The sequence below is a fragment of the Ruegeria sp. YKSE079 genome, assembly GCF_059612845.1.
This window is the reverse complement of sequence record NZ_JBXWRJ010000007.1, coordinates 142,848-169,499: the sequence shown is the minus strand read 5'-3', so window position 1 is coordinate 169,499 and position 26,652 is coordinate 142,848. Positions and strand designations below refer to the sequence as shown.

The window sequence follows — 26,652 nt, the reverse complement described above, 5'->3', positions numbered from 1 at the left end:
TTTCCAAGACGCCGCCCGAGCCGGAAAACGGTTTCGGGCGGTGTTTTCATAAGAGAGACCGATTTATGGTATCAGCAGCAGAACAAATGGCAGCCAACACAAGCTGGGCTGCCCTTGGCAAAGCCACCGATCTGCGCAACCGCATCCTGTTCACGCTGGGTTTGCTGATCGTCTATCGTCTGGGCACCTTCATTCCGGTGCCGGGGATCGACGGAGCAGCATTGCGCGAGTTCATGGAACAGGCGGGGCAGGGCATCGGCGGCATGGTTTCGATGTTCACCGGCGGGGCGCTGGGGCGCATGGGCATCTTTGCCCTCGGCATCATGCCCTATATCTCGGCCTCGATCATCGTGCAGCTGATGACCTCGATGGTTCCCGCGCTCGAACAGCTCAAGAAAGAGGGCGAGCAGGGCCGCAAGAAGATCAACCAATACACCCGTTTCGGCACCGTGGCACTGGCCACCGTTCAGGCCTATGGTCTGGCCGTGTCGCTGGAATCGGGCGATCTGGCCACCGATCCCGGTCTCTATTTCCGCTTCTCGACGATGATCACGCTCGTGGGCGGCACCATGTTCCTGATGTGGCTGGGTGAACAGATCACCGCGCGCGGCATCGGCAACGGCATCTCGCTGATCATCTTCGTCGGCATCATCGCCGAGGTTCCCGCCGCCCTGGCACAGTTCTTCGCGTCGGGCCGCTCGGGCGCCATCAGCCCCGCCGTGATCGTCGGTGTCATCGTGATGGTCATCGCCGTGATCACCTTTGTGGTGTTCATGGAACGCTCCCTGCGCAAGATCCATATCCAGTACCCGCGCCGCAATGTCGGCATGAAAGTGTACGAGGGCGGTTCCAGCCACCTGCCGGTCAAGGTCAACCCCGCAGGTGTGATCCCGGCAATCTTCGCCAGCTCGCTCTTGCTGCTGCCGGTGACGATCTCGACCTTCTCGTCGGGCGCCGCCAATGGCCCGATCATGTCGTGGCTTCTGGCCAACTTCGGCCCCGGCCAGCCGCTCTATCTGCTGTTCTTCGCGTCGATGATCATCTTCTTCGCGTATTTCTACACGTTCAACGTGTCATTCAAACCCGATGACGTCGCCGACAACCTGAAGAAACAGAACGGCTTTGTTCCGGGCATCCGCCCCGGCAAGAAAACCGCCGAATACCTGGAATACGTGGTCAACCGCGTGCTGGTGCTGGGCTCGGCCTATCTGGCCGCCGTCTGCCTGCTGCCGGAAATCCTGCGCGGCCAGTTCGCCATCCCGTTCTATTTTGGCGGAACGTCGGTTCTGATTATCGTCTCTGTGACCATGGATACGATCCAACAGGTTCAGAGCCATCTGCTGGCGCATCAATACGAAGGGCTGATCGAAAAGTCCCAGCTGCGCGGAAAAGGCAAGAAACGCAACAGGAAGGGATCCTCTCGCCGATGAACATCATTCTGCTTGGCCCGCCGGGCGCCGGCAAAGGCACCCAGGCACGGCATCTCGTTGAAACCCGTGGCATGGTGCAGCTCAGCACTGGGGACATGCTGCGCGAAGCCAAGACCTCGGGCACCGAAATGGGCAAGAAGGTCGCGGCGGTCATGGATGCCGGCAAGCTGGTCACGGATGAGATCGTCATCGGCCTGATCGAAGAAAAGCTGACGACCGAAAAGGGCGCGGGCTTCATCTTTGACGGCTTTCCTCGAACTCTGGCACAGGCCGACGCGCTGTCGGCGCTGCTGAACAAGCTGGGCCAGTCGCTGCACACCGTGATCGAAATGCGTGTGGATGACGAGGCCTTGGTGCAGCGGATCACGGCGCGTTCGACCTGCGGCGGCTGTGGCGAGGTTTACAACGACATCACCAAACCGATCCCGGCAGATGGCAAATGCACCAATTGCGGCAAGGAAAATGACTTCCAGCGCCGTGCGGATGACAACGAGGAAAGCCTGCGCACCCGCCTGATGGAATACTATAAAAAGACCTCGCCGCTGATTGGCTATTACTACGCCAAGGGTGACCTGCGCCCGATCAACGGACTGGCCGACATCAAGGAAGTTACCGCCTCGATCGAAGTCCTTCTGGGTTAACGGCGCATGGGGGCTTGACGCCCCCGCCAAAAGCCCATATCGACCCCCATCCCCATTGGGAATCAACCGTGCAGACGGGATTCGTTCCGTTTGTCCGGATCACCTCGAAAATGATGCTGGACCCTCTGGCCACACTGCCACGGTCAAGCGTTGTGAAAAAAGGTTCTGGAGTTACGGAACCGCAACGAAAAGGAAAGTGACACGTGGCACGTATTGCCGGCGTAAACATCCCGACTGCAAAGCGGGTACCCATCGCCCTCACATATATCACCGGTATCGGCAACACCTCGGCCAAGGCGATCTGCGACGCCGTGGGCATCGAACAAAGCCGCCGGGTCAACGAACTCAGCGACTCCGAAGTGCTCGCCATCCGCGAACACATCGACGCCAACTACACCGTCGAAGGTGACCTGCGTCGTGAAACGCAGATGAACATCAAGCGCCTGATGGACCTTGGCTGCTATCGCGGTCTGCGTCACCGCCGCAACCTGCCGGTTCGCGGTCAGCGCACCCACACCAACGCTCGTACCCGCAAAGGCCCCGCAAAGCCGATCGCGGGCAAGAAGAAGTAAGGAGGGTCTGACCGATGGCACGCGACAAGACACGCATCAAGAAAAAAGAGCGCAAGAACATCGCATCGGGCGTCGCCCATGTGAATTCGACCTTCAACAACACCAAGATCCTGATCTCGGACGTGCAGGGCAACGCCATTTCGTGGTCGTCTGCTGGCACCATGGGCTTCAAGGGATCGCGGAAATCGACCCCCTACGCCGCTCAGATGGCTGCCGAAGATGCAGGCAAGAAGGCGCAGGAACATGGCGTCAAGACGCTCGAAGTCGAAGTTCAGGGCCCCGGTTCGGGTCGTGAATCGGCGCTGCGCGCACTGGCTGCTGTGGGCTTCAACATCACGTCGATCCGTGACGTGACCCCGATTGCTCACAATGGTTGCCGCCCGCCGAAGCGCCGCCGCGTCTGAGCGATTGCAATTACAAGCTGGGGCCGTGTTATTGCGCGGCCCCGGTTCGCCGTTTTGAAACCTCGGGCGTCTGCACCTGATTGGTCATGGGGCGCAGACAGGAATGGAGGGATTACATGATCCATAAGAATTGGGCAGAATTGATCAAACCGACCCAGCTTGACGGCAAGCCGGGCAACGATCCCGCACGCCAGGCCACCCTGGTCGCCGAACCGCTGGAACGCGGCTTTGGCCTGACGCTCGGCAACGCGCTGCGCCGCGTGCTGATGAGCTCGCTGCAAGGCGCGGCCATCACCAGCGTTCAGATCGACAACGTCCTGCACGAGTTCTCGAGCGTGGCAGGCGTTCGCGAAGACGTCACCGACATCATCCTGAACCTCAAGGGCGTGTCTCTGCGCATGGAAGTCGAAGGCCCCAAGCGCCTGTCGATCAATGCCAAAGGCCCCGCAGTTGTCACCGCAGGCGACATCAGCGAAAGCGCCGGCATCGAGGTTCTGAACCGCGATCACGTCATCTGCCACCTGGACGATGGCGCCGACCTGTTCATGGAACTGACCGTCAATACCGGCAAGGGTTATGTCTCGGCTGAAAAGAACAAGCCCGAGGACGCGCCCATCGGCCTGATCCCGATCGACGCGATCTATTCGCCGGTCAAGAAGGTCGCCTATGACGTTCAGCCGACCCGCGAAGGTCAGGTTCTGGACTATGACAAGCTGACCCTCAAGATCGATACCGACGGTTCGATCACCCCCGAGGACGCGCTGGCCTATGCCGCCCGCATCCTGCAGGATCAGCTGTCGATCTTCGTCAACTTCGACGAGCCGGAATCGGCTGGCCGTCAGGACGAGGACGACGGTCTGGAATTCAACCCGCTCCTGCTCAAGAAAGTGGACGAGCTGGAACTGTCGGTCCGTTCGGCAAACTGCCTGAAGAACGACAACATCGTCTATATCGGCGACCTGATCCAGAAGACCGAAGCCGAGATGCTGCGCACCCCGAACTTCGGCCGCAAGTCGCTGAACGAGATCAAGGAAGTGCTGTCCGGCATGGGTCTGCACCTCGGCATGGATGTCGAGGACTGGCCGCCCGACAACATCGAAGATCTGGCAAAGAAATTCGAAGACGCGTTCTAAGCATCTTCGGCTGCGGCGGCGGGGCCAACCTGCCGTCGCGGGTTTTGTACAATTCGGACAAATGGGGTCTGAAAACCGGTACAAAACGAACAATCCGGGCAATCCCGCCCCAAGGTGAGCCTCTGACACGCATCGGAGGCCGGACAAAGCAAAACGCTAAAGAAGGAACTAGAAAATGCGTCACGCACGTGGTTACCGCCGCCTGAACCGCACTCATGAGCACCGCAAGGCTCTGTTTGCAAACATGGCCGGCTCGCTCATCGAACATGAGCAGATCAAGACAACTCTGCCCAAGGCAAAAGAACTGCGCCCGATCATCGAAAAGCTGGTCACTCTGGGCAAGCGCGGCGACCTGCACGCCCGCCGTCAGGCCGCATCGCAGCTGAAAGAAGACAAAGACGTCGCAAAGCTGTTCGAGGTTCTGGGCCCCCGCTATGCCGAGCGTCAGGGCGGCTATGTCCGTATCCTAAAGGCAGGCTTCCGTTATGGTGACATGGCTCCGATGGCGATCATCGAGTTCGTCGACCGTGACGTCGACGCCAAAGGCGCAGCCGACAAGGCCCGCGTTGCTGCCGAAGACGCAGCCGCCGACGAAGAATAAGTCAAAAACATCTTTTTTTTCAAACCCCTGCGCACCTTGCGCGGGGGTTTTCTTTTTGGTTGATCGTACCTGACATTTTGACTGTTGGCCCTTATGGTCATGTGAAAGTCATTGCTAGGATCGAAGCACGTCGCTTTGGAAAACGGTTTTATGGCCAACACAAAAACCGCCGGGTACTCTGGCAAGCCGCTGTCGCAGAAGCTTGGGTTCAAACCGGGCTGGTCGGTTCGCTTGGTGAACCCGCCAGCATACTATCCGCAGCTCGTTGCGGACGCCCAAGACGTTCGTTTCGCCCCCGATATGGCCGAACCTGACGCGGTGCATCTATTCCTGCATGGCGGGGAAAACATCGGCCAAATCGCGTCTGAACAGATAGGTATCCTGCGCGAAGGCGGGATGCTTTGGGTGTCCTGGGCAAAAAAGTCTTCAAAACTGCATTCCGGCATTACCGAAGACGATCTCCGCACCGCAATTCTGCCGCTGGGTTGGGTCGATGTGAAAGTCTGTGCCGTAGACACAGACTGGTCAGGCCTCAAGTTCCTGCGCCGAAAGGGCTGAGTCCCGCGCTTGCATTCACGCGAACATCGCCGCATATCCCAATGGAAGTCTGCTAATGGGATCGACAATGCTCCGCCTGATACTCATCGTTTTTTCATTCCTGACGCCTCCATTCGCCGCCGCCGAAACCCGGGTGCCGCAGTCGCAGACAGAAATATCAATGGGGTTCGCCCCGGTCGTCAAACAGGCCTCGCCCGCCGTGGTCAACATCTATGCCAAGATCATCCGGCAGGGGCGATCTAACCCGTTGTTTTCAGATCCATTTTTTCGCGATTTTTTTGGCGGGGATTTCGGAGCACCGCGTCCCCGGGTGCAGAACTCGCTGGGGTCGGGCGTCATCCTGTCAGAGGACGGCTATGTCGTGTCCAACTTTCACGTTGTCGGAATGGCGTCGGAAATACAGGTCGTGACCACGGACCGGCGCGAGTTTACCGCCGAAGTGGTGCTGGGAGACGAAGAGAGCGACATCGCAATCCTGCGCCTGCAAGGCGCCGAAGGATTGCCATTCCTGAGACTGCGCGATTCTGATCACGTCGAGGTGGGAGAATTGACACTTGCCATCGGTAACCCTTTCGGGGTGGGTCAGACTGTGTCCTCCGGCATCATCTCGGGCCTTGCGCGATCCGGGACAGCAACCGGGAATGCGCGGGGGTATTTCATTCAAACCGACGCACCGATCAATCCCGGCAATTCCGGCGGTGCTTTGATTGACGTTAATGGCAATCTCATCGGTATCAACACCTCGATCCTCAGCCGCTCGGGCGGGTCGAACGGGATCGGATTTGCCATTCCGGCCAATCTGGTGACGGAATTCCTGCGTCAGGCGCGGGCCGGGAACGAGACATTCGTACGCCCCTGGGCCGGAATGGCCGGCCAGCCGATGAACGCCGATATTGCCGAGTCTCTGGGACTGGCGCTACCAGAGGGCGTGGTGATTTCGGACCTGCACCCTGAAAGCCCCATTGCCAAGGCCGGGTTCCGCGTGGGGGATGTAATCACCCATGTCGACGGGCAAGAGGTCAACTCGCCCTCCGAGATGAAGTTCCGCATGTCCGTGTCCGGGATTGGTGGTGTTTCGAAGATGACCCGCCTGCGTGGCGGCGAGAGGGTAGAGATTGAGGTAGCGATGACCGATGCTCCCGACGAACCGCCCGCCGAGGAAACGGTACTGGACAAACGGACGGCGCTACCTGGCCTGACTGTAGCGCGCCTCAACCCGGCGGTGATCTCTCGGCTTGGCCTGCCGTTGTCATTGGACGGCGTGGTCGTGCTTGACCCCGGGGCTTTTGGCGCCCGAGCGGGTTTACAGCCGGGCGACATTCTGGGGGCGGTAAACGGCGAAGAGGTAAAGCGCCCCGACGACGTGCGTCAGGCCTTGACCGATACCGGGCGCCGCGTCCGCATTGATCTGCAGCGACGTGGGCAGTGGGTGTCGCTGCGGTTCAGGATCTGAGCCGTGGCAGAACTGTTCGACACTGGCGCAAAGGAACCTGCGACCGAGCCCCCACGGCCATTGGCCGACCGGCTGCGGCCAAAGTCGCTTGGCGAGGTGATCGGACAAGAGCAGGTGTTGGGGCCGGATGCCCCGCTGGGGGTGATGCTAGCCTCGGGCAGTTTGTCGAGCCTTATATTCTGGGGTCCACCCGGTGTGGGCAAGACCACCATTGCGCGGCTTCTGGCACAGGAAACGGATCTGCATTTCGTTCAGATCAGCGCGATTTTCACCGGTGTACCAGATCTCAAGAAGGTGTTTGAGGCGGCGAAGATTCGGCGTCAGAACGGGCAGGGCACCTTACTGTTCGTCGACGAGATCCACCGGTTCAACAAGGCCCAGCAGGACGGATTCCTGCCGCATATGGAGGATGGCACTATCCTGCTTGTCGGGGCGACGACCGAGAACCCGTCATTCGAGCTGAACGCTGCCGTACTTAGTCGTGCGCAGGTTCTGGTGCTGGAACGGTTGGGTCTGGCCGATCTGGAACGATTGACTCAACGCGCGGAAAAGGAACTGGGCCGCGCCTTGCCGCTGACGGGTACGGCGCGCGAGGCACTGCAGGAAATGGCTGACGGAGACGGGCGCGCATTGCTGAACCTGACCGAACAGGTCGCGGCCTGGAAAGTGGACGGCCCGCTCGATGTCGATGCATTGGCCAACCGACTGATGCGACGAGCGGCGAAATACGACAAGTCGGGGGATGAGCATTACAATCTGATCTCGGCATTGCACAAATCGGTGCGGGGGTCGGACCCGGACGCTGCCCTTTACTGGTTCGCGCGGATGCTGACCGGTGGAGAAGATCCGCGTTATCTTGCCCGCAGGATTACCCGCATGGCGGTCGAAGATATCGGTCTGGCCGATCCGCAAGCGCAATCGATCTGCCTGCATGCGTGGGAAACCTACGAACGGCTCGGCTCGCCCGAAGGCGAGTTGGCCCTGGCGCAGGCCGTCGTCTATCTGGCACTGGCACCGAAATCGAACGGGGCCTATGTCGGTTACAAGGCGGCGATGAAACTAGCCAAGCAGTCAGGCAGTGAACCCCCGCCCAAGCACATCCTGAACGCGCCGACGTCGTTGATGAAAGATCAGGGGTACGGCGCAGGATATGCTTATGACCACGACGCCGAAGATGGATTCTCGGGACAGAACTACTTCCCTGACGGGATGAAGCGACCGGTTTTGTACCAGCCGGTCGAACGTGGTTTTGAGCGTGAGTTGAAAAAGCGGCTGGACTATTTTTCCAAGTTGCGGACTCAGCGGAACCAAAGCTGAACTGGATCTGACCGAACCCATCTGGGCTTGACTTCACGGGCGTCGCGCGCGAGAGCAACGCCAATGTTTTCTTCGGTTCTGCATGTAGCGCTTGGCGGCGCGATCGGGGCGACGCTCCGTTACCTCACCGGCGTGGGTGTGATGCGCGCGCTTGGTCCGCAGGAGTTTCCTGTGGCGATCATTCTGGTCAACGTGATTGGCTCGTTCCTGATGGGTATGTTTGTCGTGGCCGCGGCGCACCGCGGACTGCATTACCTTAGCCCGTTTGTCGTGACTGGCTTGATGGGCGGGTTCACCACCTTCTCGGCTTTTTCGCTTGAGGCAGTGACGCTGTATGAACGCGGCGCTGTGGTATACGCGGTATTGTATGTCGGGCTGTCGGTGATCCTGTCCCTGTCGGCACTGGCTGTTGGGCTTTTTGTTGCACGGGAGATGTGGGCATGAGCGTTCAGTTGATCACCATCGGGCAAGAGGATGCCGATCAGCGCATTGACCGTTGGCTTCGCCGGGTGTTCCCGCATGTGGGGCAGGGCCGGATCGAAAAGATGTGCCGAAAGGGCGAATTGCGGGTCGACGGCGGGCGAGTCAAGGCTTCGACCCGGTTGGCCGCCGGACAGGTCGTGCGGGTGCCGCCGCTGCCGGATGCCGACCAGAAACCGATCGTTCAAAGATCACGTGTTTCGGATGCGGATGCAAAGATGATCCAGTCGTGCGTGATCTATCGCGACGATCACGTTCTGGCGCTCAACAAACCGGCAGGCCTGCCGGTGCAGGGCGGCAGCGGACAAACCCGGCATGTGGATGGTCTGGCCGAGGCGCTGAGATTTGGCTATCAGGAAAACCCCCGGTTGGTTCACCGGCTGGACAAGGACACGTCGGGTGTTTTGTTGCTGGCGCGGACGCGCGAGGCGGCCAAGGGTCTGACCGCTGCCTTTCGCCACCGCAACACGCGCAAGATCTATTGGGCCTTGGTCGCTGGTGTGCCAACCCCTTATCTGGGCGAGATCAAGACCGGGCTGGTCAAGGCGCCGGGTCACGGCAAGCAAGGTGAAGGCGAAAAGATGATTGCCGTGCATCTGAAAGAGATCGACAGCACACCGGGTGCCAAGCGGGCGCACACACTATACGCCACACTTTATCGGGTGGCCGGGCGTGCATCCTGGGTCGCAATGGAGCCGGTCACGGGCCGCACACATCAGCTGCGCGCGCATATGGCGGCAATCGGGCATCCGATAGTCGGGGACGGAAAGTACGGAGGCTCCGGGCAAGAAAATTTGGGCGATGGCTGGGGCGCGCAACTTGGCGGTATCATCAGCAAGAAACTGCATCTGCACGCACGTCAGCTTTCGTTCGAGCATCCGGTGACCCACAAACCGACGACTGTCACGGCCGATCTCCCGGAGCATATGAAGGAGAGCTGGACCACATTCGGCTGGACCGAAGATCTGGCAGCCGAGGACCCGTTTGAGGCATTGCAATGACCGGTTCATTGCGACTGATCCTGTTCGATGTGGACGGCACGCTGGTGGACAGTCAGGGCTCCATCGTGGCCGCAATGAATGCTGCCTTCCAAGCGTTGTCACTTCCCGCACCCGATCGAACAGCGACCTTGTCCATTGTTGGGTTGTCCCTGCCGCAAGCCATGGCGCGTCTGGCGCCGGAGTACTCTGACAAGATTTGGCACAACCTTGTCGAAGGCTACAAAGAGGCCTATCACGCGCATCGCCTTGCGCAGGGTGCAGCAAGCTCGCCGCTCTATCCCGGCGCGGTTGACGCTTTGCAAGCGCTGCACTCGGTCCCCGAGTTTTTGCTTGGCGTGGCGACAGGGAAATCCCAACGAGGATTGGACGTGTTGCTGGAAGCGCATGGGCTGAATAGCTTTTTCGTCACCCGTCAGGTCGCAGATCACCATCCGTCGAAACCTCATCCTTCGATGATCGACACTGCACGGCGGGAAACGGGCGTCGATGCCGCCTCGACGGTCATGATCGGCGACACCAGTTTCGATATGGAGATGGCCCGGGCGGCAAATGTTGCAGGGGTTGGTGTAAGCTGGGGGTATCACGACAGATCAACCCTGTCACAAGCTAATCAAGTCATCGATGGTTTTGATCAACTCCCCTCTGCCCTGGGAAATATCTGGAACTGAATACATGAGCGATTGGAAACCGAAGCGGTTTTGGAAAGAAAGCGCCGTAGTTGAGGTCGAAGGCGGATTTACAGTCGAACTCGACGGTCGGCGGGTGAAAACTCCGGCCAAATCTGGGCTGGTAATGCCAACTGCAGGCATGGCCAGTGAAGTGGCCAGGGAGTGGGATGAACAGGAAACCGTGGTCGATCCAAACACGATGCCGTTTACGCGTTCGGCCAATGCGGCAATCGATAAGGTGCATCATCAACATGCCGAGGTTGCGGACATGTTGGCCGCCTATGGCGATTCGGATTTGCTATGTTATCGGGCAGACCAACCCGAATCTCTGGTCGCAAGGCAGGCTGCACAGTGGGACCCGGCGCTCGATTGGGCAAAAAGTGATCTCGGTGTGAGACTTGTGCCGGTTGTCGGTGTCGTTCACCAGCCACAATCTGTTACTGGGCTAGAGGAGCTCGGTGAAAAAGTTCATCGGATGAACGACTTTCAGTTAGCAGCGTTTCACGATCTTGTGAGCCTTTCAGGTTCGCTGATTCTCGGGTTTGCAGCTGCCCGGAATTGGCGCGATCCGGATGAGATTTGGCGCATTTCGCGTTTGGATGAACTTTGGCAGGAAGAGCAGTGGGGTCCCGACGAGGAAGCGCTGAAACACGCGGAAGTAAAGCGCTTGGCGTTTTTGCACGCTAAGCGGTTCTATGATCTCGCAGAATAGGTGGAAGCTTTCTGCCAAAACTGATTGACCCAAGGTCAATCGATACCAAAGCGTTATCGATTTCCCATATACTGGTCTTGACGTTTCTTGACGAATGGGACCAAACTTGAGCCCACTAAAGGGGAGAGACCTTTTGGGTAACCTTTCCGGCAAATGGGATTGCCGGTTGAACCGCCTCGGTAAGGGGTGGAAAATCAGGAAGAGGTAAATATGAAAAAATCCGTAATTTTGGGCGCGGCTACGGTTGCCGGTCTGGCTGCAGGTGCCGCAGCGGCAGGAACCATGGACGACGTCAAGGCGCGTGGCAAGCTGAACTGCGGTGTGACCACCGGTCTCGTTGGCTTTGCAGCGCCTGATGCAAATGGGGAGTGGAAAGGCTTTGACGTGGCCGTGTGCCGCGCTGTGGCAGCCGCAGTACTCGGCGATGCCAATGCCGTTGAATTCGTGCCGACCACTGGTAAAACCCGCTTTACCGCCCTGGCATCGGGCGAAATCGACATGCTGGCGCGCAACACCACTTGGACCTTCAGCCGTGACGTCGACCTCAAGTTCGAATTCACCGGGATCAACTATTATGACGGTCAAGGCTTTATTGTGCCTAAAGCGCTGGGCGTAAGCTCGGCCAAGGAACTGGACGGGGCGACCGTTTGTATCCAGACCGGCACCACAACCGAGCTGAACCTGGCGGATTTCTTCCGCTCGAACAACATCAGCTATGAGCCGGTTCCGATCGAAACCAACGCGGAAGGCCAGCAACAGTATCTGGCGGGCGCCTGTGATGCCTACACCACCGACGCGTCTGGCTTGGCAGCCACCCGCGCCACTTTCGAAAACCCGGGCGATCACGTGATCCTGCCGGAAATCATCTCGAAAGAGCCGCTGGGGCCGCTGGTCCGCCACGGTGATCACGAGTGGGGTGACGTGGTTCGCTGGACCCTCAACGCATTGATCTCGGCAGAAGAACTGGGTGTGACCTCGGCCAACCTTGACGAGATGACTGCCGGAACTGACAATCCGGAAATCAACCGCCTGCTGGGTACCGAAGGCACCTTGGGCGAAATGCTGGGTCTGGATGCCGAATGGGCCAAACGCGCAATTGCGGTTGCCGGAAACTATGGCGAAATCTTTGCCCAGAACATCGGTGAAAGCACTCCGATCGGTCTGGCGCGTGGTCTGAACGACCAGTGGACCAAAGGCGGTCTGCTGTACTCGCCGCCGTTCCGTTAAGTGTCACGCTGAAAGGGCGCAGGACAACCTGCGCCCTTTTTGCACCCATAAAAAACAACAGACCCGGCGATGGGGAGCAGGGAAGAACCCTGCCCGACAAAAAAACCGGGATGTCACGGGGATTACATAGGTCATGACGACTCTCACTGACCCGCCAAAGGAGCAGTTTCGGCTGTCCATGCTCCTTTACGATACGCGGTACCGTTCTGCGACAATCCAAGTTATCGCGCTGATCGGTTTCATGCTTTTGGCAGCCTGGATCATTTCCAATACTATCAACAACTTGGCAGAGCTGGGAAAACCGGTCGAATTCGGCTTCTTCGCGGAACCGGCCAGCTATGACATCAATCAACGCCTGCTGGACTACACTTCGCGCGACACACACCTAAGGGCGGCTTTTGTCGGTTTGCTCAACACACTGGTCGTAGCGGTATTGGGGTGTATCACCGCGACCGTACTGGGGGTGATCATTGGCGTTCTGCGCCTGTCCCATAACTGGATCGTTGCACGCTTGATGACAGTTTATGTCGAGATGTTCCGCAACGTCCCAGTACTGTTGTGGATCGTTTTCATCATGGCGGTCCTGATCGAAACACTTCCATCGCCGCGAGCCTTCCGTGGAGAGAATCCCGAGGCCACGATGATGCTTAGCGACAGCGTGGCGGTTACCAACCGCGGTGTGTATGTCCCAGATTTCCTGTTTTCCAACAGTTTGGGAGATGTCCATCTGTTTGGTGAATCCAGCCTCCGGTTTGATGTCAGCCTCGATCTGATCGCGGTTCTCATCGTTCTTGGCGCTGGTTTTTGGGTTTCAAACTGGCTCAAGCATCGCGCAGACCGCATTCAGGAGGCCACCGGCGACCGTCCGGTGACATGGTGGCAGCGACTAGGCGTAGTTCTAGTGCCGCTGGCAATCCTTTTGTATCTGCTGGGATTTCATCTGGGGTATCCCGAACTCAAGGGCTTCAACTTCATGGGTGGGACACACCTGCGGAACTCGCTGATCGCCCTGTGGCTGGCGCTGTCGCTCTATACGGCCGCGTTCATTGCAGAGATCGTGCGAGCAGGCATCATGGCCATATCCAAGGGCCAAACCGAGGCCGCAGCCGCGCTGGGTCTGCGTTCAAACAAGATCATGAGCCTGGTAATCCTGCCGCAGGCATTGCGGGTGATTATCCCTCCGCTGATCTCGAATTATCTCAACCTCACCAAGAACTCGTCGTTGGCGATCGCCGTGGGCTACATGGACATCACCGGGACGCTGGGCGGCATCACAATGAACCAGACTGGACGTGAACTGGAATGCGTTCTGCTGTTGATGCTGGTGTACCTGACCATTTCGCTGAGCATTTCGGCGGTTATGAACTGGTACAACGAATCCGTAAAGTTGAAGGAGCGTTGAGATGTCTGACATAGGTTTTGTCCGAACTGAAATGCTCCCCGAAAAGGAGCCACCCGCGTCTGAAGTAGGCGCCCTCGGCTGGATGCGCCACAACCTGTTTTCTAACTGGTTCAACTCGATCCTGACCATTTTGGCGATCTTCTTCGTCTATAAGATCCTTGCAGGGCTGGTTCCGTGGATTCTCTCTCCGACTTGGGATGCTGGTTCGTTGTCGGAGTGTCGGGAAATCCTGCATAGTCTGGGCCGTGAAGGTCATTACGCCGGCGCGTGCTGGGGTGTGATCCATGAGCGTTGGATCCAGTTGATCTTTGGCTTCTACCCGGCAGAGCTGTATTGGCGTCCAATTGCGACTTTTGTCCTGTTGGGGGTGGCTTTGGCGCCGGTTCTGTTTGCCGACAAGGTGCCGTCGAAACTGCTGATCTTCACAGCGCTTTACCCGTTCATCTTCCCCTGGCTTTTGTGGGGTGGAACGATCTGGGGGCCTCTGGCGGCCCTGCTTGGGTTCGTTATCGGTTGGTTCGTCTATACCGCCGTTAGCAAGGCGACCAGCAATCTACTGGGCATCATCCTGGGGGTGTTGGCGGCCGTGATCTGGTGGGTCGTCGTTTCCGGGTATTTTGTCGAAACAATGAACTCGATTGCTGCAATTGGCATTGAGCCCGTGGAAAGCCGCAAATTCGGGGGCTTCATGTTGTCGATCACCATCGGCGTTGTAGCCATTGGTTGTTCGTTGCCGCTGGGCATTGTTCTGGCGTTGGGCCGTCAATCTGATCTGATGATCGTCAAATACCTGTGTGTGGGCTTTATCGAGTTCATCCGGGGCGTGCCTCTGATCACGTTGTTGTTCGTGGCATCGACACTGTTGAACCTGTTCCTACCGCCGGGGACGAATTTCGACATCATCTTGCGTGTGCTGATCATGGTGACACTGTTCGCCTCGGCCTATATGGCCGAAGTGATCCGGGGTGGTCTCGCTGCCCTGCCGCGTGGCCAGTATGAAGGCGCGGATTCGCTTGGCCTCAACTATTGGCAGGCGCAGCGTCTGATCATCATGCCTCAGGCACTCAAGATCTCGATCCCGGGTATCGTTTCGACTTTCATCGGGGTGTTCAAGGACACCACGCTGGTTTCGATCATCGGACTTCTGGACCCTCTGGGCCTCAGCACCGCAACACGCGCGACGACTGAATGGAATGGCATCGTATGGGAACTTTATGGCTTCATCGCCTTGATGTTCTTTGTCTTCTGCTTCTCCATGTCCCGCTATTCCATGTATCTGGAGCGCAAGCTCCACACTGGCCATCGCTAAGGAGGGCCCAATGTCTCAACTTGCTGTAGATCGTGAAATCGACCGTTCAAAGATGACGGTCAGCGACGAGGTCGCTATCGAGATCACCAATATGAACAAGTGGTACGGGTCCTTTCACGTGCTGCGCGACATCAATCTGACGGTCAATCAGGGCGAACGTATCGTCATCGCGGGTCCGTCAGGGTCCGGGAAATCCACCCTGATCCGATGCCTGAACGCGCTGGAAGAACACCAGCAGGGCAAGATCGTGGTGGACGGAACGGAACTGTCGAACGACCTCAAGAACATCGACAAGATCCGGTCGGAAGTTGGCATGGTGTTCCAGCACTTCAACCTGTTTCCACATCTGAGCATTCTGGAAAACTGCACTTTGGCCCCGATCTGGGTGCGCAAGACGCCCAAAAAAGAGGCCGAAGAACGGGCAATGCACTTTCTGGAAAAGGTGAAGATCCCGGAACAGGCGGACAAGTATCCCGGTCAACTTTCAGGTGGTCAGCAACAACGTGTGGCGATTGCCCGTTCGCTCTGCATGATGCCGCGGATCATGTTGTTCGACGAACCCACTTCGGCGCTGGACCCGGAAATGATCAAAGAGGTGCTCGACACCATGATCGAATTGGCCGAGGAAGGCATGACCATGCTATGCGTCACGCACGAGATGGGCTTTGCACGTCAGGTCGCCAACCGTGTGATCTTTATGGATGCAGGTCAAATTGTGGAACAGAATGAACCGGAAGAGTTCTTCAACAACCCAAAGAGCGACCGAACCAAGCTGTTTCTCAGCCAGATCTTGGGTCACTGATATTTGGTTGGGGAAGCCCATTCTATTTCGACAAAAGGGAGGGCGGGGTTTCCCCGCCTTTCTCATTCCAGAAGGTCGCGTGGGACGACAAAATCCATCACTTCGCCGGTGCGTTTGCCGAGATCGTGCCAGTTACAGATTGGAAACTCGATAGTCGTGGTTGCGCATGTAGGATAGTCGAAGAATCGAGCATGAGCAGGCGCTTCCTCGACAACACTCCTGGCGAATGTGGCAATGCCAGGATTGTGGCCCAGCAACAGAACCGTCCGCCCGCTGGCTTCGCGCAGAACGTCAAATATCTGTTGCGGCGATGCGTGATACAGCACGTCCGTATAGTCGGGTTCGGGCGTGTCGAAACCCATTTCCTTCCAGGTTTCGCGGGTGCGTCGCGAAGATGAACTGAGAACCTGATCCGGCTGCCAGCCTTTGTCTCGCAGCCAAGTTCCTATCGCTTTTGCGGATTTTTGACCGCGTTTGTTCAGAGGGCGGTCGAAATCCTCCTGAAACGGATCGTCCCAGCTGGATTTGGCGTGTCGGGTCAGGATCAAGGTGCGGGTCATCGGGGATGAAAATGCTGCATGTGATGTGCGGTTTGCGCCGGATTTCGTTCTGCCCCAGCACTGAGTGGGCAAGCCAGACGGGCGGTACAACCTTGTGTCATGCAGGTTTGGCCGCCCTTGGTGTCGAGATAGCTGTGACAGGCATCCACTTGGTAGAAGGTGTCTGAATTCAACGCACCCACCGGGCAGGACGTGGAGCAAGGGGCACTACATGTAATACAGGGCGAGGGCGCATATGTCGTGGGAATGGCGAGTTCACGGTCAAACCAAAGAGCCCCCCGATATGAGATCATCATGCCCACCGTGTCATGCACCAGAGCGCCAACTGGGCTTTGAAAGGCCCGCCCGGATTTCAGCGCCCAATCAATGAATGGCTCGTAAGGGGGGCCGCCAAAAGGAAATCGCGCTTCGGCGCCTAAGCTGTCGGCCATGTCGCCGATGACGCGGGCCGACCAGCGATCGACCGGATCAGGGTGGCCATCCTTCCCTTCGGGCGCAGCTTGAAAAACGTCCCAAAATTCAGGTCCTGTCCCCAGCAAGATCAGGGTGCCCGAGTCAAGACCTTTGGCCTCGCTTCTGCAAGGATGCTGGGCACCCATCACGATCAGCCGAGCTGTGTGAGCAACCGCTTCGATTTCGGAATAACTCACTTGTTCCGAAACGGCAGCCAAAGACTCCACCCCAGTCGTGCTGGTCGGTCGTCCTGCCATTTCAGGCCGACAGTCATCGCGCCGTGCCCGCGTTTCGGCTGCGCCACATATGTTCCCAACATCCGATCCCATATCGACAGGGCAAATCCGTAATTGCTGTCGTGCTCGTCCCGCAGCACCGAGTGATGAACACGATGCATGTCAGGCGTAACCAGAACCCTACGCAGAACCGCGTCAACGGCAAGCGGAAGTTTCAGGTTCGAGTGATTGAATAGTGCCGTCCCGTTCAGCAGGATTTCAAAAATCAGCACCGCCAGTGCGCTGGGCCCCAGCAGGTAGATCAGCCCGATCTTCAAGAGCATGGAAAGCGCAATCTCGACCGGGTGAAAACGGATGGCAGTAGTCACGTCCATGTCACGGTCGGCATGATGAACCCGGTGCAATCGCCACAGGACCGGAACTTTGTGCGTGATCAGGTGCTGCGTCCATATCGCAAAGTCCAGTATTAGAACCGAAACTATGACCTCGATCCATCCGGGCCAATTGACAGTATTGAAAAGGCCCCAGCCATTGCGGTCGGCATCCAATGCAGCACCAACTGCCAGCAACGGCATGCCGATGGCCATGAGGCGCAGCAGGACGCTGTTCAGCACCGTGATCGACAGATTGGTCAGCCATCTTCGAGATCGCGCCAATTGCCTTGCGCGACGCGGCGCCAGCGTTTCGGCGCCCGCGAACAGGGTAAAAAGGGTCAGGAAAACACCCAGACGAATGGCGGCTTCATTTTCCATACATTCACACTTGAGCATGTGAACGAAAAGCGCAAGCTTGGAACCGTCACGAAATCGTCAATCCGGGCGAATCAACGACCCTGCGCCATGTTCAGTGAATAATTCCAGCAAGACTGCGTTTGGCGCGCGACCGTCCAAAATGACCACCGCTCTCACGCCACTGTGCAATGCATCAAGCGCGGTTTCCGTTTTGGGGATCATGCCACCTGCGATGGTACCCTCGCGCGTCATCTCGCGAATCTGCCCGGCTTTCAGTTCGGTAACCACCTCTCCGGCGGCGTTCTTGACGCCCGAAACATCAGTCAGCAACAACAGGCGGTCGGCTTTCAAAGCAGAAGCAATTGCCCCGGCCGCAGTATCGCCGTTGACGTTGAAAGTTTCGCCGTTTCGGCCTGCGCCCAGGGGTGCGATCACCGGAATGATGTCATGGGCGAAAAGGTTGTGCAGCAATTTGGGATTCATCAGCGATGGTGTGCCGACAAATCCCAAGGAGCTGTCGGTCTGGTCGCATATCATCAGATTGGCATCCTTGCCCGATAGCCCGACCGCCATACCACCCTGGGCATTGATCGCCTGCACGATTCGCTTGTTCACCACGCCGGACAGCACCATCTCCACTACTTCGACGGTAGCCTGATCGGTGACCCGCTTGCCATTTACGAATTCGGACTGGATATCCAGCTTGTCCAGCATGGCGTTGATCATCGGGCCGCCACCGTGCACGATGACCGGATTTACTCCGACCTGACGCATCAAAACCACATCGCGGGCGAAGCTTTCCATGGCCTCGTCGCTGCCCATGGCGTGACCACCCAGCTTTATGACGACGATGGCTCCGTCATAGCGTTGCAGATACGGCAAGGCGCTGTTCAATGTGGCGGCGGTTGCGATCCAGTCCCGGTTCATGTCTCGTGTCTTCATGGCTTAGGTCCCTTTGACGAACCGTGTTAGGGCCTTTGGGTCAGGCTGCCAAGACCCTGTGATTGCCAATATTCGCTGTGGTTATTCCAAATGTGCGATGATTGAGCGTAGGGTCGCAATGCCATCTCCCTTCTCTGACGAGGTCAGGACAATCTCGGGAAATGCGGCGGGGTGCTTTGCCAGCGCGGAACGTACCTGTGACAGAACCTTGTCACGATCATTGGCCTTAACCTTGTCCGCCTTGGTCAACACGCATTGAAAGGTGACGGCGCTTGTGTCGAGCAGTTTCATGATCTCGTCATCGACCGGCTTCACCCCGTGGCGAGCGTCAATCAGCACAAAGGCCCGTCTCAGCGTTTGCCGCCCGCTAAGGTACTGTTTCAGGAGCTTTTGCCACTTCTCGACTATCTTGAGCGGTGCGTTGGCGTAGCCATAGCCAGGCAGGTCGACCAGATACAGATCGGGGCCTTGGGCAAAAAAGTTGACTTCCTGAGTACGTCCCGGCGTGTTCGACGCCCGCGCCAGCCCCTTGGTACCTGTAAGCGCATTTATCAGGCTCGACTTGCCTACATTCGAGCGGCCTGCGAAGCAGACCTCCAGCCGGTCAGGTTCGGGCAGGCCAGTCATGGCAACCACGCCCTTTACGAATTCCGACGGCCCGGCAAAGAGCTTTCGCCCGGCCTCTTGGGCCAGCGCGTCAGGGTCTTCAGCCAGGGGAAATGGAAGGGCGGTCACAGAGGCACTACCTTATCGTTGAGACGGATGGAGCCGCCTTTGAGGACTTCGGCGCGAACACTGAAATCACGATGCCCCCAGGTTTCGAGTGTTTTTAGCGGGTCCGCATCGTGAACACCTGTTTCGGGGTTGGTCATTGTCGATGGGCATCGCACCGTCCGTTCCCGAACGCGGAGAACCGCATCCCCGATTTGTATGTTGCGGTTGATCCAATCGAACTCTTCCCAAGGGGCCAGCCCATCAAACCAAATGTTGCCGCGCCAACGCAGTATTGACAGTTCTCGTCCCATCTTTTGCTCGACCGCCTGATGCGAAGCCATGTTGCACAGGGTAACGGAGGGAAAATCACTATCCGTCATGCCGCGGCCCGGCGCGCGGATGATCCGGGCTGACGCGGCTCGATTTTCGGGCATCAGTGGGCGCACCCAATCCAGAAATACGTCCGCCTCGACGTCGGGCGCAAAGGTCAAATCCGGTCGTTGTGGGTGGCTCAAAGTAACCCGGTCGCCTTCCAAGCGGGCGGTTATGGCCATTAGTGCAGGAACTTTTGCGACCCGACTGAAATTCACGCAAGGTGCCCATGTGGTGCCGTCCGCTTTTGACATCTCGTGGGCAACGGCCCAAACACGATCCCCGGGCATGGTCTGCCCGGGGGTCAATGTCACGTCTTTCAAAGCTTCGCGGCCATGACTTTTGATCGGATGCCGCCAGAGGCTGGTGACGACTCCACTCATTTTTTATCCGTTTTCGGCGTTTTCTTGAAGCTGGATCTAATGTTGCCAAACACGTCGGGGGTATAGCCGTGACTGCGCATAATGATGTATTGCTGCGTGAATGTGATCGTGTTGTTCGCGATCCAGTACACCACGAGTCCGCTGGCGAAACTACCCAGCATGAACATGAAGACCCATGGCATCCAGGCAAAGATCATCGCCTGCGTTGGATCGGTTGGCGCCGGGTTCAGCTTTTGTTGTACCCACATCGAGATACCCAGAAGCAGTGGCAGGATTCCAATCAGAATGGTTGCCATCAGCGTTCCCGGCTCGGGGCCGGCCCAAGGCAGCCAGCCGAAGAAATTCATGATCGAGGTCGGGTCCGGCGCGCTCAGATCCTGGAACGGGCCGAACCAGGGGGCCTGACGCAGTTCGATGGTGACAAAAATCACCTTGTAGAGCGAGAAAAAGATCGGGATCTGCAGTAGAATCGGAAGACAGCCCGCGGCAGGGTTAACCTTTTCCTTCTTGTAGAGCTCCATCATTCCCTGCTGAAGCTTTTGGCGGTCGTCGCCAGCGGCTTCTTTCAGGGCTTCCATCTGCGGCTGCAATTCCTTCATCTTGGCCATCGACACATAGGATTTCAGCGCCAGCGGGAACACGATTGCCTTGATGATCAGGGTCAGACCGATGATTGACCAGCCCATGTTGCCGATCAGCTGGTTGATGTTGTGAAGCAGCCAGAAGATCGGCTTGGTCAGGAAAAAGAACCAGCCCCAATCGATGCTGTCGATAAATTTCTGAACGCCCTGGGCCTGGTATTCGCGAATGGTTTCCCATTCTTTTGCTCCGGCGAACAGCCGCGTGGTGACCTCGACAGAACCGCCGGGGGCGACTGTCAAGGTCGGCAATACGGTTTCGGTTTGGTAGATCTTGCGGCGATCATCATATTTTGCGGCGGCTTTGAATGCCGTACCCTCAGCGGGGATCAGCGTTGTCATCCAATAGTGATCGGTAAAACCGATCCAGCCGCTGTCCTTGACCTGGAAGACCTCAGCCTGCGCGCGTTCGTTCGGATCAACGTCGAAATCGCGCACGTTCTTGTATTTGATCTCCGAAAGCGTTCCGTCGGTCATCCCGATGACGCCTTCATGTAGGATGAAGAAATTCTTCAAACCGGGCAGGTCGGCGTCCTCGCCAGTTCCGTGTCGGGCCAGAATACCATAGGGTGCCATGCCCACTTCGGCCTGTGAGGCGTTTTCGACGGACTGGGTCACGGTGAACATGTAGTTTTCGTCGACCGAGATTGTCCGACGGAAGGTCAGGCCCCGGCCATTGTCCCAAATCAGCGTAACCGGGCTGTCAGCGCTCAGCGTTTCGCCCTTCTCCAAGCTCCACAGGGTATTGGGGCCGGGTACGTCAGTGCCGGTAACACCTGCACCCGGCGCCCAGCCATAGAGCGCATAATAGGCCGATTGCGTTCCTACTGGGGACATCAGTTCTACGATCGGGGAGTCCTTGGCCAGAGAGACCCGGTAATCCTTCAGTGACAGCTCGTCGATCCGACCGCCGGACAGCGACAGGCTGCCGGTCAGGCGTGGGGTGTCAATCTTGACCTGCGGTGCTTCTGCTTCGGGCTCGGCCTCGGCCGTGACGTTGGTCGCGGGCGCCGACCCGTCCGGGCTGACGGCACTTGGAGTTTGAACGCCATCGCTTTCGATCGTGCTTATAGCGGTCTCATTGGTGGGAGTTTCGGGTTCCGGAGGAGGGAACAGCACGAACCACACAAGGATCACTAGAAAGCTGAGCACGGTTGCGAGGATAAGGTTCTTGTTCTGATCGTCCATCTGGGACAGCCACCTTGTGCTTTGATTGACACCGGTGGGTTCAACAGAGTGCAGCCCAAAAGGTCAAGCAGATTCGCCCTGAAAGTCACCGGTAATCCGCCGTAAAGGACACGGAATGTGAAAGAATCACCCGGTATCGCGCCCAATTTTCGGTGTCTCCTGCAGTTTAGTGTTGTGAACGGACAACCAATCCAACGTCTGCCCAAACGGCATGGGGCGCCCGATCTCGAACCCCTGAACGTGGCCGCACCCCAACTGCGCGAGCACTGAATGTTCTCCCGCAGTCTCGACGCCTTCTCCCAGCGTTTCAAGATTCAGCCGTTCGGCAAGTGAGAGAACCGCAGTCAAAAGCTGCCGCTGCGCAGGGTCACGATCAACACGTGTTACAAAGGAACGATCGATCTTGATCCGTGAGATATTGAAGCGTTTCAGAGAAGCGACCGAGGCATGCCCGGTTCCGAAGTCATCCAGGTCGATCCAGCAACCCAGATTGTGCAACTCTGCAATGTTGCGCGCCACGATGTCTCCTGGTGTCTTGCTAATCACTGTTTCAAGAACTTCTACGGTTAGCCGACCTGGCGTCAGATCGAACTGATCCAGATCCCACCGAATCCTGTCCACCAAACCCGGGTTGTGCAACTCGTCTGACGAGAAATTGACCGCGATACGCGGCACGTCTGCCCCGGCTTTGTCCCAGGCGACCAGTGCGGCAAGGGCACCACGCAGGATGTTCTGCCCGAGGCGTTCCATCAAACCCGCCTCTTCGGCGACGGCAAGAAAGGCACCGGGGCCAAGAATGCCGCGGTTCGGATGTTCCCACCGGGCCAAAGCCTCGAATCCGGTCAGTTTGCCTGTGTTCGTCGAGATTTGTGGTTGAAACCACGGAACGATCTGGTTGCAATTCAGGGCGTGCTGAATATCCCGCCGCAGATCCGCCCGGGTGGTTATCCTGTTACGTGTGTCGGAAGTGTAGGCGCGGATTGACGAAGGGCCATTTTGTCTGGCTTCGTTCGAAGCCGCTATCGCGGCACCGATCCATTCTTGCGCGCCGTGACCTAGTGCGCGCCGATCGAGGCAGAAACCAAGGGAGCATGAGACATAGATGGTTGTTCCGTCCAGCGATATCGGATCTTCGATCCCGCTTTGAATGCGCCCCGCCAATTGTATGCAGTGTTCCAGATCCAGCTGACTTACAGGTGATACACAGACAGCAAATTTGGCGTTCCCGAGGCGGGCCACGATATCCTGACTGCGAACCGTTGCCAAAATGCGTTCACCACTGCGTTGGACGATGGTGTCGACGGCCAATGTGCCGTGCCGTTCTTCGATTCGATCGAGGTCGTCCAGAACGATTATGAAACACGCCGATTCCTGCCCGCTGGCCCGCAGGCCTGCGAGTAACTCTGCGGCCTTGATTTGGAATTCATCCCTTTGAATAAGACCGGTCACGCGGTCGCGTGAGTGATTCTGTTCGGTGGGCCAACGCCCCAGTGCACCCGCAAACGCGAATACTAGCGGCAAGCCAAGAGAGGTCAGGAGCAGCGCGCCTTCGCCGCCTAGCCAGAATGCACCCAGAGTGATCGCGGGTAGAAAAGCGAGAATGGCCGGTCCGTTCAGCACTGCAAGAGCTCGACCACATAACCGAGTGAGCAAAGAATGTATCTGCATCGTTTCCTTGGCCTCGTGTTAGAGCATCGTACGCTCTGACTGAACCTAGGAAACCTCTCTAAGTGAGACGTTAACGCAGTAACGGAATTTCGTCTGGATCCTCAGATTTTTTTCCAACCTGAGCCACAAGCCCTTGAAAATCGAACAGTTTCGGATCCAGCATATGCGAAGGGCGGATGTTGGTGAGCGCTCGGAACATGACCTGCCGGCGTCCCGGGGCGTTCTTTTCCCACTGGTCCAGGATCTGTTTGACCTGTTGACGTTGCAACCCATCCTGACTGCCGCACAGGTCGCAGGGAATGATGGGATAGTTCATCTGGGTCGCAAATTTCTCGCAATCTGTCTCGGCGACATGGGCTAGCGGACGATAAACGAACAGGTCGCCTTCTTCATTGACCAGCTTCGGAGGCATTGTCGCCAAGCGCCCGCCGTGGAACAAATTCATGAAGAATGTTTCCAGAATGTCATCTCGGTGATGGCCAAGAACGACCGCCGAACACCCCTCCTCACGTGCAATCCGGTACAGGTTTCCGCGCCGCAGCCTTGAGCAAAGGGCGCAATAGGTTCGCCCTTGCGGAACTTTGTCGACCACCACCGAATAGGTATCCTGATACTCGATGCGGTGGGGTACGCCCATGCGTTCCAGAAACTTGGGCAGTACAGTTGCGGGAAAACCCGGCTGTCCCTGATCCAGATTGCAGGCCAGCAGTTCGACCGGAAGCAGCCCACGCCATTGCAATTCGTGCAATACTGCCAACAAGGTATAGCTGTCCTTGCCGCCCGACAGGCATACCAGCCATTTGGCACCGCGATCCACCATGCCATATTGCTCGATCGCTTCGCGTGTTTGACGCACGATGCGTTTGCGCAGCTTCTTGAACTCGGTGGTCGAGGGCGCGCCGGCAAAAAGCGGGTGGATATCATCGGGTTCGTCGAGCATTGGCTGGCTGTACTAGGTTTGCCGGAACCGGGCAAGGGCATGCGATTGTCGTTCACGATAGGAAGGGCAATGGCATGTCAATTTCGCTCCGGTCGGGCGAATTCGCAATCGCAATATACCCATATGGGTCCTATAGAAGGGTGGACATAGCCTGGCGGTCCGAGGTCTAACCAGGACGATGCGCACTATATCGTCAATGGAGTGTGCCGAGCACAAAGGTCGGATCAGTCAGCAGGTGCTACGACGGATAAGAGGAAATCGGATGGCAAAGGCCGTTGTGATCGGCGCGGGACCGGCGGGACTGATGGCTGCCGACGAACTGGCTATCGCCGGTCATTCGGTTTTTGTTGCAGAAGCAAAACCCTCGGCCGCACGAAAGCTCCTTATGGCGGGCAAGTCCGGTCTAAACCTAACCAAAGACGAAGCTTTCTCTGACCTAATCAGCGCTTATGGTGATGCTGCCGATTGGCTACGCCCGATTGTTTCGGAAATGGATTCTCAGGCGGTTCAGGATTGGGCGCGGAGATTGGGGCAGGAATTATTTACCGGGTCCACCGGGCGGGTGTTTCCGGTTGCAATGAAGGCATCTCCCCTTTTGCGAGCGTGGTTGTCCCGCTTGGACCGGTTGGGTGTTCGATTGCAACCGCGGTGCCGTTGGGTCGGATGGGATGGTGCCGATTTGGCTTTTGAAACGCCTGAAGGACGGCACCGTGTCGCTGCTGACGTCACTGTGCTTGCGATGGGGGGCGCCAGTTGGTCGCGCTTGGGCTCGGATGGGGCATGGGCGCCCTTGCTGGCCGCGCAAGGTGTGAAAATTGCTGAGTTCGCATCGGCAAACGCCGGTTTGCTGGTTGCGTGGTCAGAGCATATGCGACCCTTGTACGGCGAGCCAATCAAGGGCGTCGCTTTGAGTGCGGGAGGGTCGCGAACACGAGGGGAAGCGGTTATTTCTGCGCGGGGGCTGGAAGGTGGTGGTATCTATGCAATCTGCAAGGCGGTTCGGGAAGGCGCGCCCTTGCGAATGGATCTGTTGCCAGAGGTATCGCCTGCAGTTCTCACGCAGCGACTGGCAAAACCGCGAGGAAAGCTCAGCCTATCGAACCATTTACGCAAGACATTGAAGCTTGGGCCGGTACGAACCGCATTGCTAATGGAGTTTGGGAGGCCGCTTCCCGATGGTCAGGAACTCGCCGGCCTTATCAAGTCCTTGCCCATTCGCCATGCGGGTTTGCGCCCTTTGGATGAGGCAATTTCGACCGCGGGTGGCGTCAGCCGCACAGCATTTGATGGTGGGTTGATGTTAAAGGCACTTCCCGGCGTTTTCTGTGCCGGGGAAATGCTGGACTGGGAGGCACCCACGGGTGGGTATCTGCTGACGGGGTGCCTGGCCACAGGCCGCTGGGCCGGTCGGTCTGCCGCCGCGTGGCTGCACCATACCAAAAGGGATCAGGCAGGTTGTGTCAATGCGCCCATGCGTTGAAACGCCGGACGACTGCGCATTTCCTTTGCATAAGCTTTGAGGGTGTCCGAATTCATGGGAAAGCCCGCGTTCACGGCCCAGTTCATGCAATGAACACATAGTATGTCGGCAATTGTCATTTTGTCGCCCTGCAGAAACGGGCCTTTGAACCGATCAGCCATCCGCACATAGTTGCGGTTATATTCCCATTTTGCGGTTTCGATCACCTGTGGAACCCGTTGTTCTTCCGGCAGAACGAACATATGCCGGGCCGCCACCCATAAAATACTATCGAAGTCGTCGAGGAGGGTGAAAAACAACGAATCCTGTTCGGCGCGCTCCTTGGACCCAGCGGGATAGGTGAAGCGTCCATGCTTGTCGGCCAAATAAGTCATGATCGCGGAACTATCGGTTATGACTGTCTCGCCATCCACTAGCACCGGGACCTTACCGGATGCATTCAGTGCCTTAACCTGAGGGTCATGAGGGCCGACGTCGATGAACTCGTACTCTTGTTCCAACTCCTCCAGAAGCCACAGAACTCGCGATGCACGGCTTTTGATGCGACCATAGATCTTGTACATGATGATTTCCCTGCCAATCTGTTCGCCCTTCAATCTGGGAACGCGAGCGGTCACGTCAAGCCAGACGCTTCGTC

The 26,652-nt window shown here is 57.7% G+C and carries 28 protein-coding genes; 18 read left to right on the top strand and 10 right to left on the bottom strand.

The window, feature by feature from the left end:
• The first annotated feature begins 65 nt into the window (after positions 1–65).
• The 17 genes from secY to AC2FMY_RS08520 all read left to right on the top strand — a co-directional run bounded on the left by secY (position 66) and on the right by AC2FMY_RS08520 (position 15,710).
• Positions 66–1,430 carry a preprotein translocase subunit SecY gene (secY, locus tag AC2FMY_RS08600; protein ID WP_480750396.1) on the top strand — a complete coding sequence of 455 codons (1,365 nt, stop codon included), beginning with the start codon at positions 66–68 and terminating at the stop codon, positions 1,428–1,430.
• Positions 1,427–2,071, top strand: coding sequence for an adenylate kinase (locus AC2FMY_RS08595; RefSeq protein WP_480750394.1), 645 nt, complete (start codon positions 1,427–1,429; stop codon positions 2,069–2,071). Before secY ends, AC2FMY_RS08595 begins: the two co-directional genes overlap by 4 nt.
• A gap of 203 nt (positions 2,072–2,274) precedes the next feature.
• Positions 2,275–2,643, top strand: a complete 369-nt coding sequence (rpsM, locus tag AC2FMY_RS08590) for a 30S ribosomal protein S13 (RefSeq protein ID WP_480750392.1) — start codon at positions 2,275–2,277, stop codon at positions 2,641–2,643.
• 14 nt (positions 2,644–2,657) lie between these two features.
• Positions 2,658–3,047, top strand: coding sequence for a 30S ribosomal protein S11 (gene rpsK / locus AC2FMY_RS08585; RefSeq protein WP_480750391.1), 390 nt, complete (start codon positions 2,658–2,660; stop codon positions 3,045–3,047).
• A gap of 116 nt (positions 3,048–3,163) precedes the next feature.
• Positions 3,164–4,180, top strand: a complete 1,017-nt coding sequence (locus AC2FMY_RS08580; protein WP_480521635.1) for a DNA-directed RNA polymerase subunit alpha — start codon at positions 3,164–3,166, stop codon at positions 4,178–4,180.
• 175 nt (positions 4,181–4,355) lie between these two features.
• The gene (rplQ, locus tag AC2FMY_RS08575) at positions 4,356–4,781 is read left to right on the top strand and encodes a 50S ribosomal protein L17 (RefSeq protein WP_480750390.1); all 426 of its coding nucleotides are present in this window, start codon (positions 4,356–4,358) and stop codon (positions 4,779–4,781) included.
• Positions 4,782–4,931: 150 nt separating this feature from the next.
• The gene (locus AC2FMY_RS08570) at positions 4,932–5,339 is read left to right on the top strand and encodes a hypothetical protein (RefSeq protein WP_496748277.1); all 408 of its coding nucleotides are present in this window, start codon (positions 4,932–4,934) and stop codon (positions 5,337–5,339) included.
• A gap of 67 nt (positions 5,340–5,406) precedes the next feature.
• The gene (locus tag AC2FMY_RS08565) at positions 5,407–6,792 is read left to right on the top strand and encodes a trypsin-like peptidase domain-containing protein (protein ID WP_480750386.1); all 1,386 of its coding nucleotides are present in this window, start codon (positions 5,407–5,409) and stop codon (positions 6,790–6,792) included.
• Between the two features lie 3 nt (positions 6,793–6,795).
• Positions 6,796–8,109 (top strand): replication-associated recombination protein A, encoded by a 1,314-nt coding sequence (locus AC2FMY_RS08560; protein WP_496807234.1) that lies wholly within the window; start codon positions 6,796–6,798, stop codon positions 8,107–8,109.
• A 63-nt stretch (positions 8,110–8,172) separates the two neighbouring features.
• Positions 8,173–8,553 carry a fluoride efflux transporter CrcB gene (gene crcB / locus AC2FMY_RS08555; RefSeq protein WP_480750383.1) on the top strand — a complete coding sequence of 127 codons (381 nt, stop codon included), beginning with the start codon at positions 8,173–8,175 and terminating at the stop codon, positions 8,551–8,553.
• Positions 8,550–9,590, top strand: a complete 1,041-nt coding sequence (locus AC2FMY_RS08550) for an RluA family pseudouridine synthase (protein WP_480750381.1) — start codon at positions 8,550–8,552, stop codon at positions 9,588–9,590. The genes crcB and AC2FMY_RS08550 overlap by 4 nt, the downstream gene beginning before the upstream one ends.
• Positions 9,587–10,258 (top strand): HAD-IA family hydrolase, encoded by a 672-nt coding sequence (locus tag AC2FMY_RS08545; protein WP_480750380.1) that lies wholly within the window; start codon positions 9,587–9,589, stop codon positions 10,256–10,258. The genes AC2FMY_RS08550 and AC2FMY_RS08545 overlap by 4 nt, the downstream gene beginning before the upstream one ends.
• A 4-nt stretch (positions 10,259–10,262) precedes the next feature.
• The gene (locus AC2FMY_RS08540) at positions 10,263–10,970 is read left to right on the top strand and encodes an ATP12 family chaperone protein (RefSeq protein ID WP_496748278.1); all 708 of its coding nucleotides are present in this window, start codon (positions 10,263–10,265) and stop codon (positions 10,968–10,970) included.
• A gap of 210 nt (positions 10,971–11,180) precedes the next feature.
• Positions 11,181–12,197 (top strand): amino acid ABC transporter substrate-binding protein, encoded by a 1,017-nt coding sequence (locus tag AC2FMY_RS08535; protein WP_480750377.1) that lies wholly within the window; start codon positions 11,181–11,183, stop codon positions 12,195–12,197.
• 133 nt (positions 12,198–12,330) lie between these two features.
• Entirely contained in the window at positions 12,331–13,599 is a 1,269-nt protein-coding gene (locus tag AC2FMY_RS08530) for an amino acid ABC transporter permease (protein WP_480750375.1), read from the top strand.
• Between the two features lies 1 nt (position 13,600).
• Entirely contained in the window at positions 13,601–14,908 is a 1,308-nt protein-coding gene (locus AC2FMY_RS08525) for an amino acid ABC transporter permease (RefSeq protein ID WP_496747665.1), read from the top strand.
• Positions 14,909–14,918: 10 nt separating this feature from the next.
• Positions 14,919–15,710: an amino acid ABC transporter ATP-binding protein gene (locus AC2FMY_RS08520; protein ID WP_480750373.1), complete on the top strand. Its 792-nt coding sequence runs from the start codon at positions 14,919–14,921 to the stop codon at positions 15,708–15,710.
• A gap of 62 nt (positions 15,711–15,772) precedes the next feature.
• On the opposite strand, the gene AC2FMY_RS08515 is transcribed toward AC2FMY_RS08520, so the two are convergent.
• The 9 genes from AC2FMY_RS08515 to ttcA form a co-directional block, all read right to left on the bottom strand.
• Positions 15,773–16,270 carry a SixA phosphatase family protein gene (locus tag AC2FMY_RS08515; RefSeq protein ID WP_480750371.1) on the bottom strand — a complete coding sequence of 166 codons (498 nt, stop codon included), beginning with the start codon at positions 16,268–16,270 and terminating at the stop codon, positions 15,773–15,775.
• Positions 16,267–16,920, bottom strand: a complete 654-nt coding sequence (locus AC2FMY_RS08510; protein ID WP_496807233.1) for a ferredoxin — start codon at positions 16,918–16,920, stop codon at positions 16,267–16,269. Before AC2FMY_RS08510 ends, AC2FMY_RS08515 begins: the two co-directional genes overlap by 4 nt.
• Positions 16,917–17,711 (bottom strand): sterol desaturase family protein, encoded by a 795-nt coding sequence (locus AC2FMY_RS08505; protein WP_496747666.1) that lies wholly within the window; start codon positions 17,709–17,711, stop codon positions 16,917–16,919. The genes AC2FMY_RS08510 and AC2FMY_RS08505 overlap by 4 nt, the downstream gene beginning before the upstream one ends.
• A gap of 57 nt (positions 17,712–17,768) precedes the next feature.
• Positions 17,769–18,632, bottom strand: a complete 864-nt coding sequence (gene argB / locus AC2FMY_RS08500; RefSeq protein WP_480750367.1) for an acetylglutamate kinase — start codon at positions 18,630–18,632, stop codon at positions 17,769–17,771.
• An 81-nt stretch (positions 18,633–18,713) separates the two neighbouring features.
• Positions 18,714–19,367 carry a ribosome biogenesis GTP-binding protein YihA/YsxC gene (gene yihA / locus AC2FMY_RS08495; protein WP_496747668.1) on the bottom strand — a complete coding sequence of 218 codons (654 nt, stop codon included), beginning with the start codon at positions 19,365–19,367 and terminating at the stop codon, positions 18,714–18,716.
• Positions 19,364–20,101, bottom strand: coding sequence for an MOSC domain-containing protein (locus AC2FMY_RS08490; RefSeq protein ID WP_496747669.1), 738 nt, complete (start codon positions 20,099–20,101; stop codon positions 19,364–19,366). The genes yihA and AC2FMY_RS08490 overlap by 4 nt, the downstream gene beginning before the upstream one ends.
• On the bottom strand, positions 20,098–21,927 hold the full coding sequence (gene yidC, locus AC2FMY_RS08485) for a membrane protein insertase YidC (RefSeq protein ID WP_496747671.1): 1,830 nt from the start codon (positions 21,925–21,927) through the stop codon (positions 20,098–20,100). The genes AC2FMY_RS08490 and yidC overlap by 4 nt, the downstream gene beginning before the upstream one ends.
• A gap of 126 nt (positions 21,928–22,053) precedes the next feature.
• Entirely contained in the window at positions 22,054–23,547 is a 1,494-nt protein-coding gene (locus AC2FMY_RS08480; protein ID WP_480750360.1) for a putative bifunctional diguanylate cyclase/phosphodiesterase, read from the bottom strand.
• 118 nt (positions 23,548–23,665) lie between these two features.
• Complete coding sequence (ttcA, locus tag AC2FMY_RS08475; RefSeq protein WP_496747672.1) at positions 23,666–24,535, bottom strand: tRNA 2-thiocytidine(32) synthetase TtcA; 870 nt, start codon at positions 24,533–24,535, stop codon at positions 23,666–23,668.
• A gap of 262 nt (positions 24,536–24,797) precedes the next feature.
• Between ttcA and AC2FMY_RS08470 the strand changes: the two genes are divergently transcribed.
• A complete protein-coding gene (locus AC2FMY_RS08470; RefSeq protein ID WP_496747674.1) occupies positions 24,798–26,015 on the top strand; it encodes a TIGR03862 family flavoprotein in 1,218 nt (405 codons plus the stop codon).
• Here the strand turns inward: AC2FMY_RS08470 and AC2FMY_RS08465 are convergent.
• Positions 25,982–26,578, bottom strand: a complete 597-nt coding sequence (locus tag AC2FMY_RS08465) for a glutathione S-transferase family protein (protein WP_496747676.1) — start codon at positions 26,576–26,578, stop codon at positions 25,982–25,984. The two genes, AC2FMY_RS08470 and AC2FMY_RS08465, sit on opposite strands and share 34 nt — an antisense overlap.
• Between the last annotated feature and the right edge of the window lie 74 nt (positions 26,579–26,652).

Excerpts from the sequence above, each read along its gene's own strand:
- AC2FMY_RS08530 (WP_480750375.1), top strand. The coding sequence starts at position 12,331 with ATGACGACTCTCACTGACCCGCCAAAGGAGCAGTTTCGGCTGTCCATG.
- AC2FMY_RS08570 (WP_496748277.1), top strand. The coding sequence starts at position 4,932 with ATGGCCAACACAAAAACCGCCGGGTACTCTGGCAAGCCGCTGTCGCAG.
- AC2FMY_RS08505 (WP_496747666.1), bottom strand. The coding sequence starts at position 17,711 with ATGGAAAATGAAGCCGCCATTCGTCTGGGTGTTTTCCTGACCCTTTTT.
- AC2FMY_RS08540 (WP_496748278.1), top strand. The coding sequence starts at position 10,263 with ATGAGCGATTGGAAACCGAAGCGGTTTTGGAAAGAAAGCGCCGTAGTT.
- AC2FMY_RS08465 (WP_496747676.1), bottom strand. The coding sequence starts at position 26,578 with ATGTACAAGATCTATGGTCGCATCAAAAGCCGTGCATCGCGAGTTCTG.
- AC2FMY_RS08580 (WP_480521635.1), top strand. The coding sequence starts at position 3,164 with ATGATCCATAAGAATTGGGCAGAATTGATCAAACCGACCCAGCTTGAC.
- yidC (WP_496747671.1), bottom strand. The coding sequence starts at position 21,927 with ATGGACGATCAGAACAAGAACCTTATCCTCGCAACCGTGCTCAGCTTT.
- AC2FMY_RS08525 (WP_496747665.1), top strand. The coding sequence starts at position 13,601 with ATGTCTGACATAGGTTTTGTCCGAACTGAAATGCTCCCCGAAAAGGAG.
- AC2FMY_RS08595 (WP_480750394.1), top strand. The coding sequence starts at position 1,427 with ATGAACATCATTCTGCTTGGCCCGCCGGGCGCCGGCAAAGGCACCCAG.
- AC2FMY_RS08470 (WP_496747674.1), top strand. The coding sequence starts at position 24,798 with ATGGCAAAGGCCGTTGTGATCGGCGCGGGACCGGCGGGACTGATGGCT.
- AC2FMY_RS08565 (WP_480750386.1), top strand. The coding sequence starts at position 5,407 with ATGCTCCGCCTGATACTCATCGTTTTTTCATTCCTGACGCCTCCATTC.
- AC2FMY_RS08520 (WP_480750373.1), top strand. The coding sequence starts at position 14,919 with ATGTCTCAACTTGCTGTAGATCGTGAAATCGACCGTTCAAAGATGACG.
- rpsK (WP_480750391.1), top strand. The coding sequence starts at position 2,658 with ATGGCACGCGACAAGACACGCATCAAGAAAAAAGAGCGCAAGAACATC.
- argB (WP_480750367.1), bottom strand. The coding sequence starts at position 18,632 with ATGAAGACACGAGACATGAACCGGGACTGGATCGCAACCGCCGCCACA.
- AC2FMY_RS08545 (WP_480750380.1), top strand. The coding sequence starts at position 9,587 with ATGACCGGTTCATTGCGACTGATCCTGTTCGATGTGGACGGCACGCTG.
- AC2FMY_RS08535 (WP_480750377.1), top strand. The coding sequence starts at position 11,181 with ATGAAAAAATCCGTAATTTTGGGCGCGGCTACGGTTGCCGGTCTGGCT.
- ttcA (WP_496747672.1), bottom strand. The coding sequence starts at position 24,535 with ATGCTCGACGAACCCGATGATATCCACCCGCTTTTTGCCGGCGCGCCC.
- AC2FMY_RS08550 (WP_480750381.1), top strand. The coding sequence starts at position 8,550 with ATGAGCGTTCAGTTGATCACCATCGGGCAAGAGGATGCCGATCAGCGC.
- AC2FMY_RS08515 (WP_480750371.1), bottom strand. The coding sequence starts at position 16,270 with ATGACCCGCACCTTGATCCTGACCCGACACGCCAAATCCAGCTGGGAC.
- rplQ (WP_480750390.1), top strand. The coding sequence starts at position 4,356 with ATGCGTCACGCACGTGGTTACCGCCGCCTGAACCGCACTCATGAGCAC.
- AC2FMY_RS08490 (WP_496747669.1), bottom strand. The coding sequence starts at position 20,101 with ATGAGTGGAGTCGTCACCAGCCTCTGGCGGCATCCGATCAAAAGTCAT.
- secY (WP_480750396.1), top strand. The coding sequence starts at position 66 with ATGGTATCAGCAGCAGAACAAATGGCAGCCAACACAAGCTGGGCTGCC.
- crcB (WP_480750383.1), top strand. The coding sequence starts at position 8,173 with ATGTTTTCTTCGGTTCTGCATGTAGCGCTTGGCGGCGCGATCGGGGCG.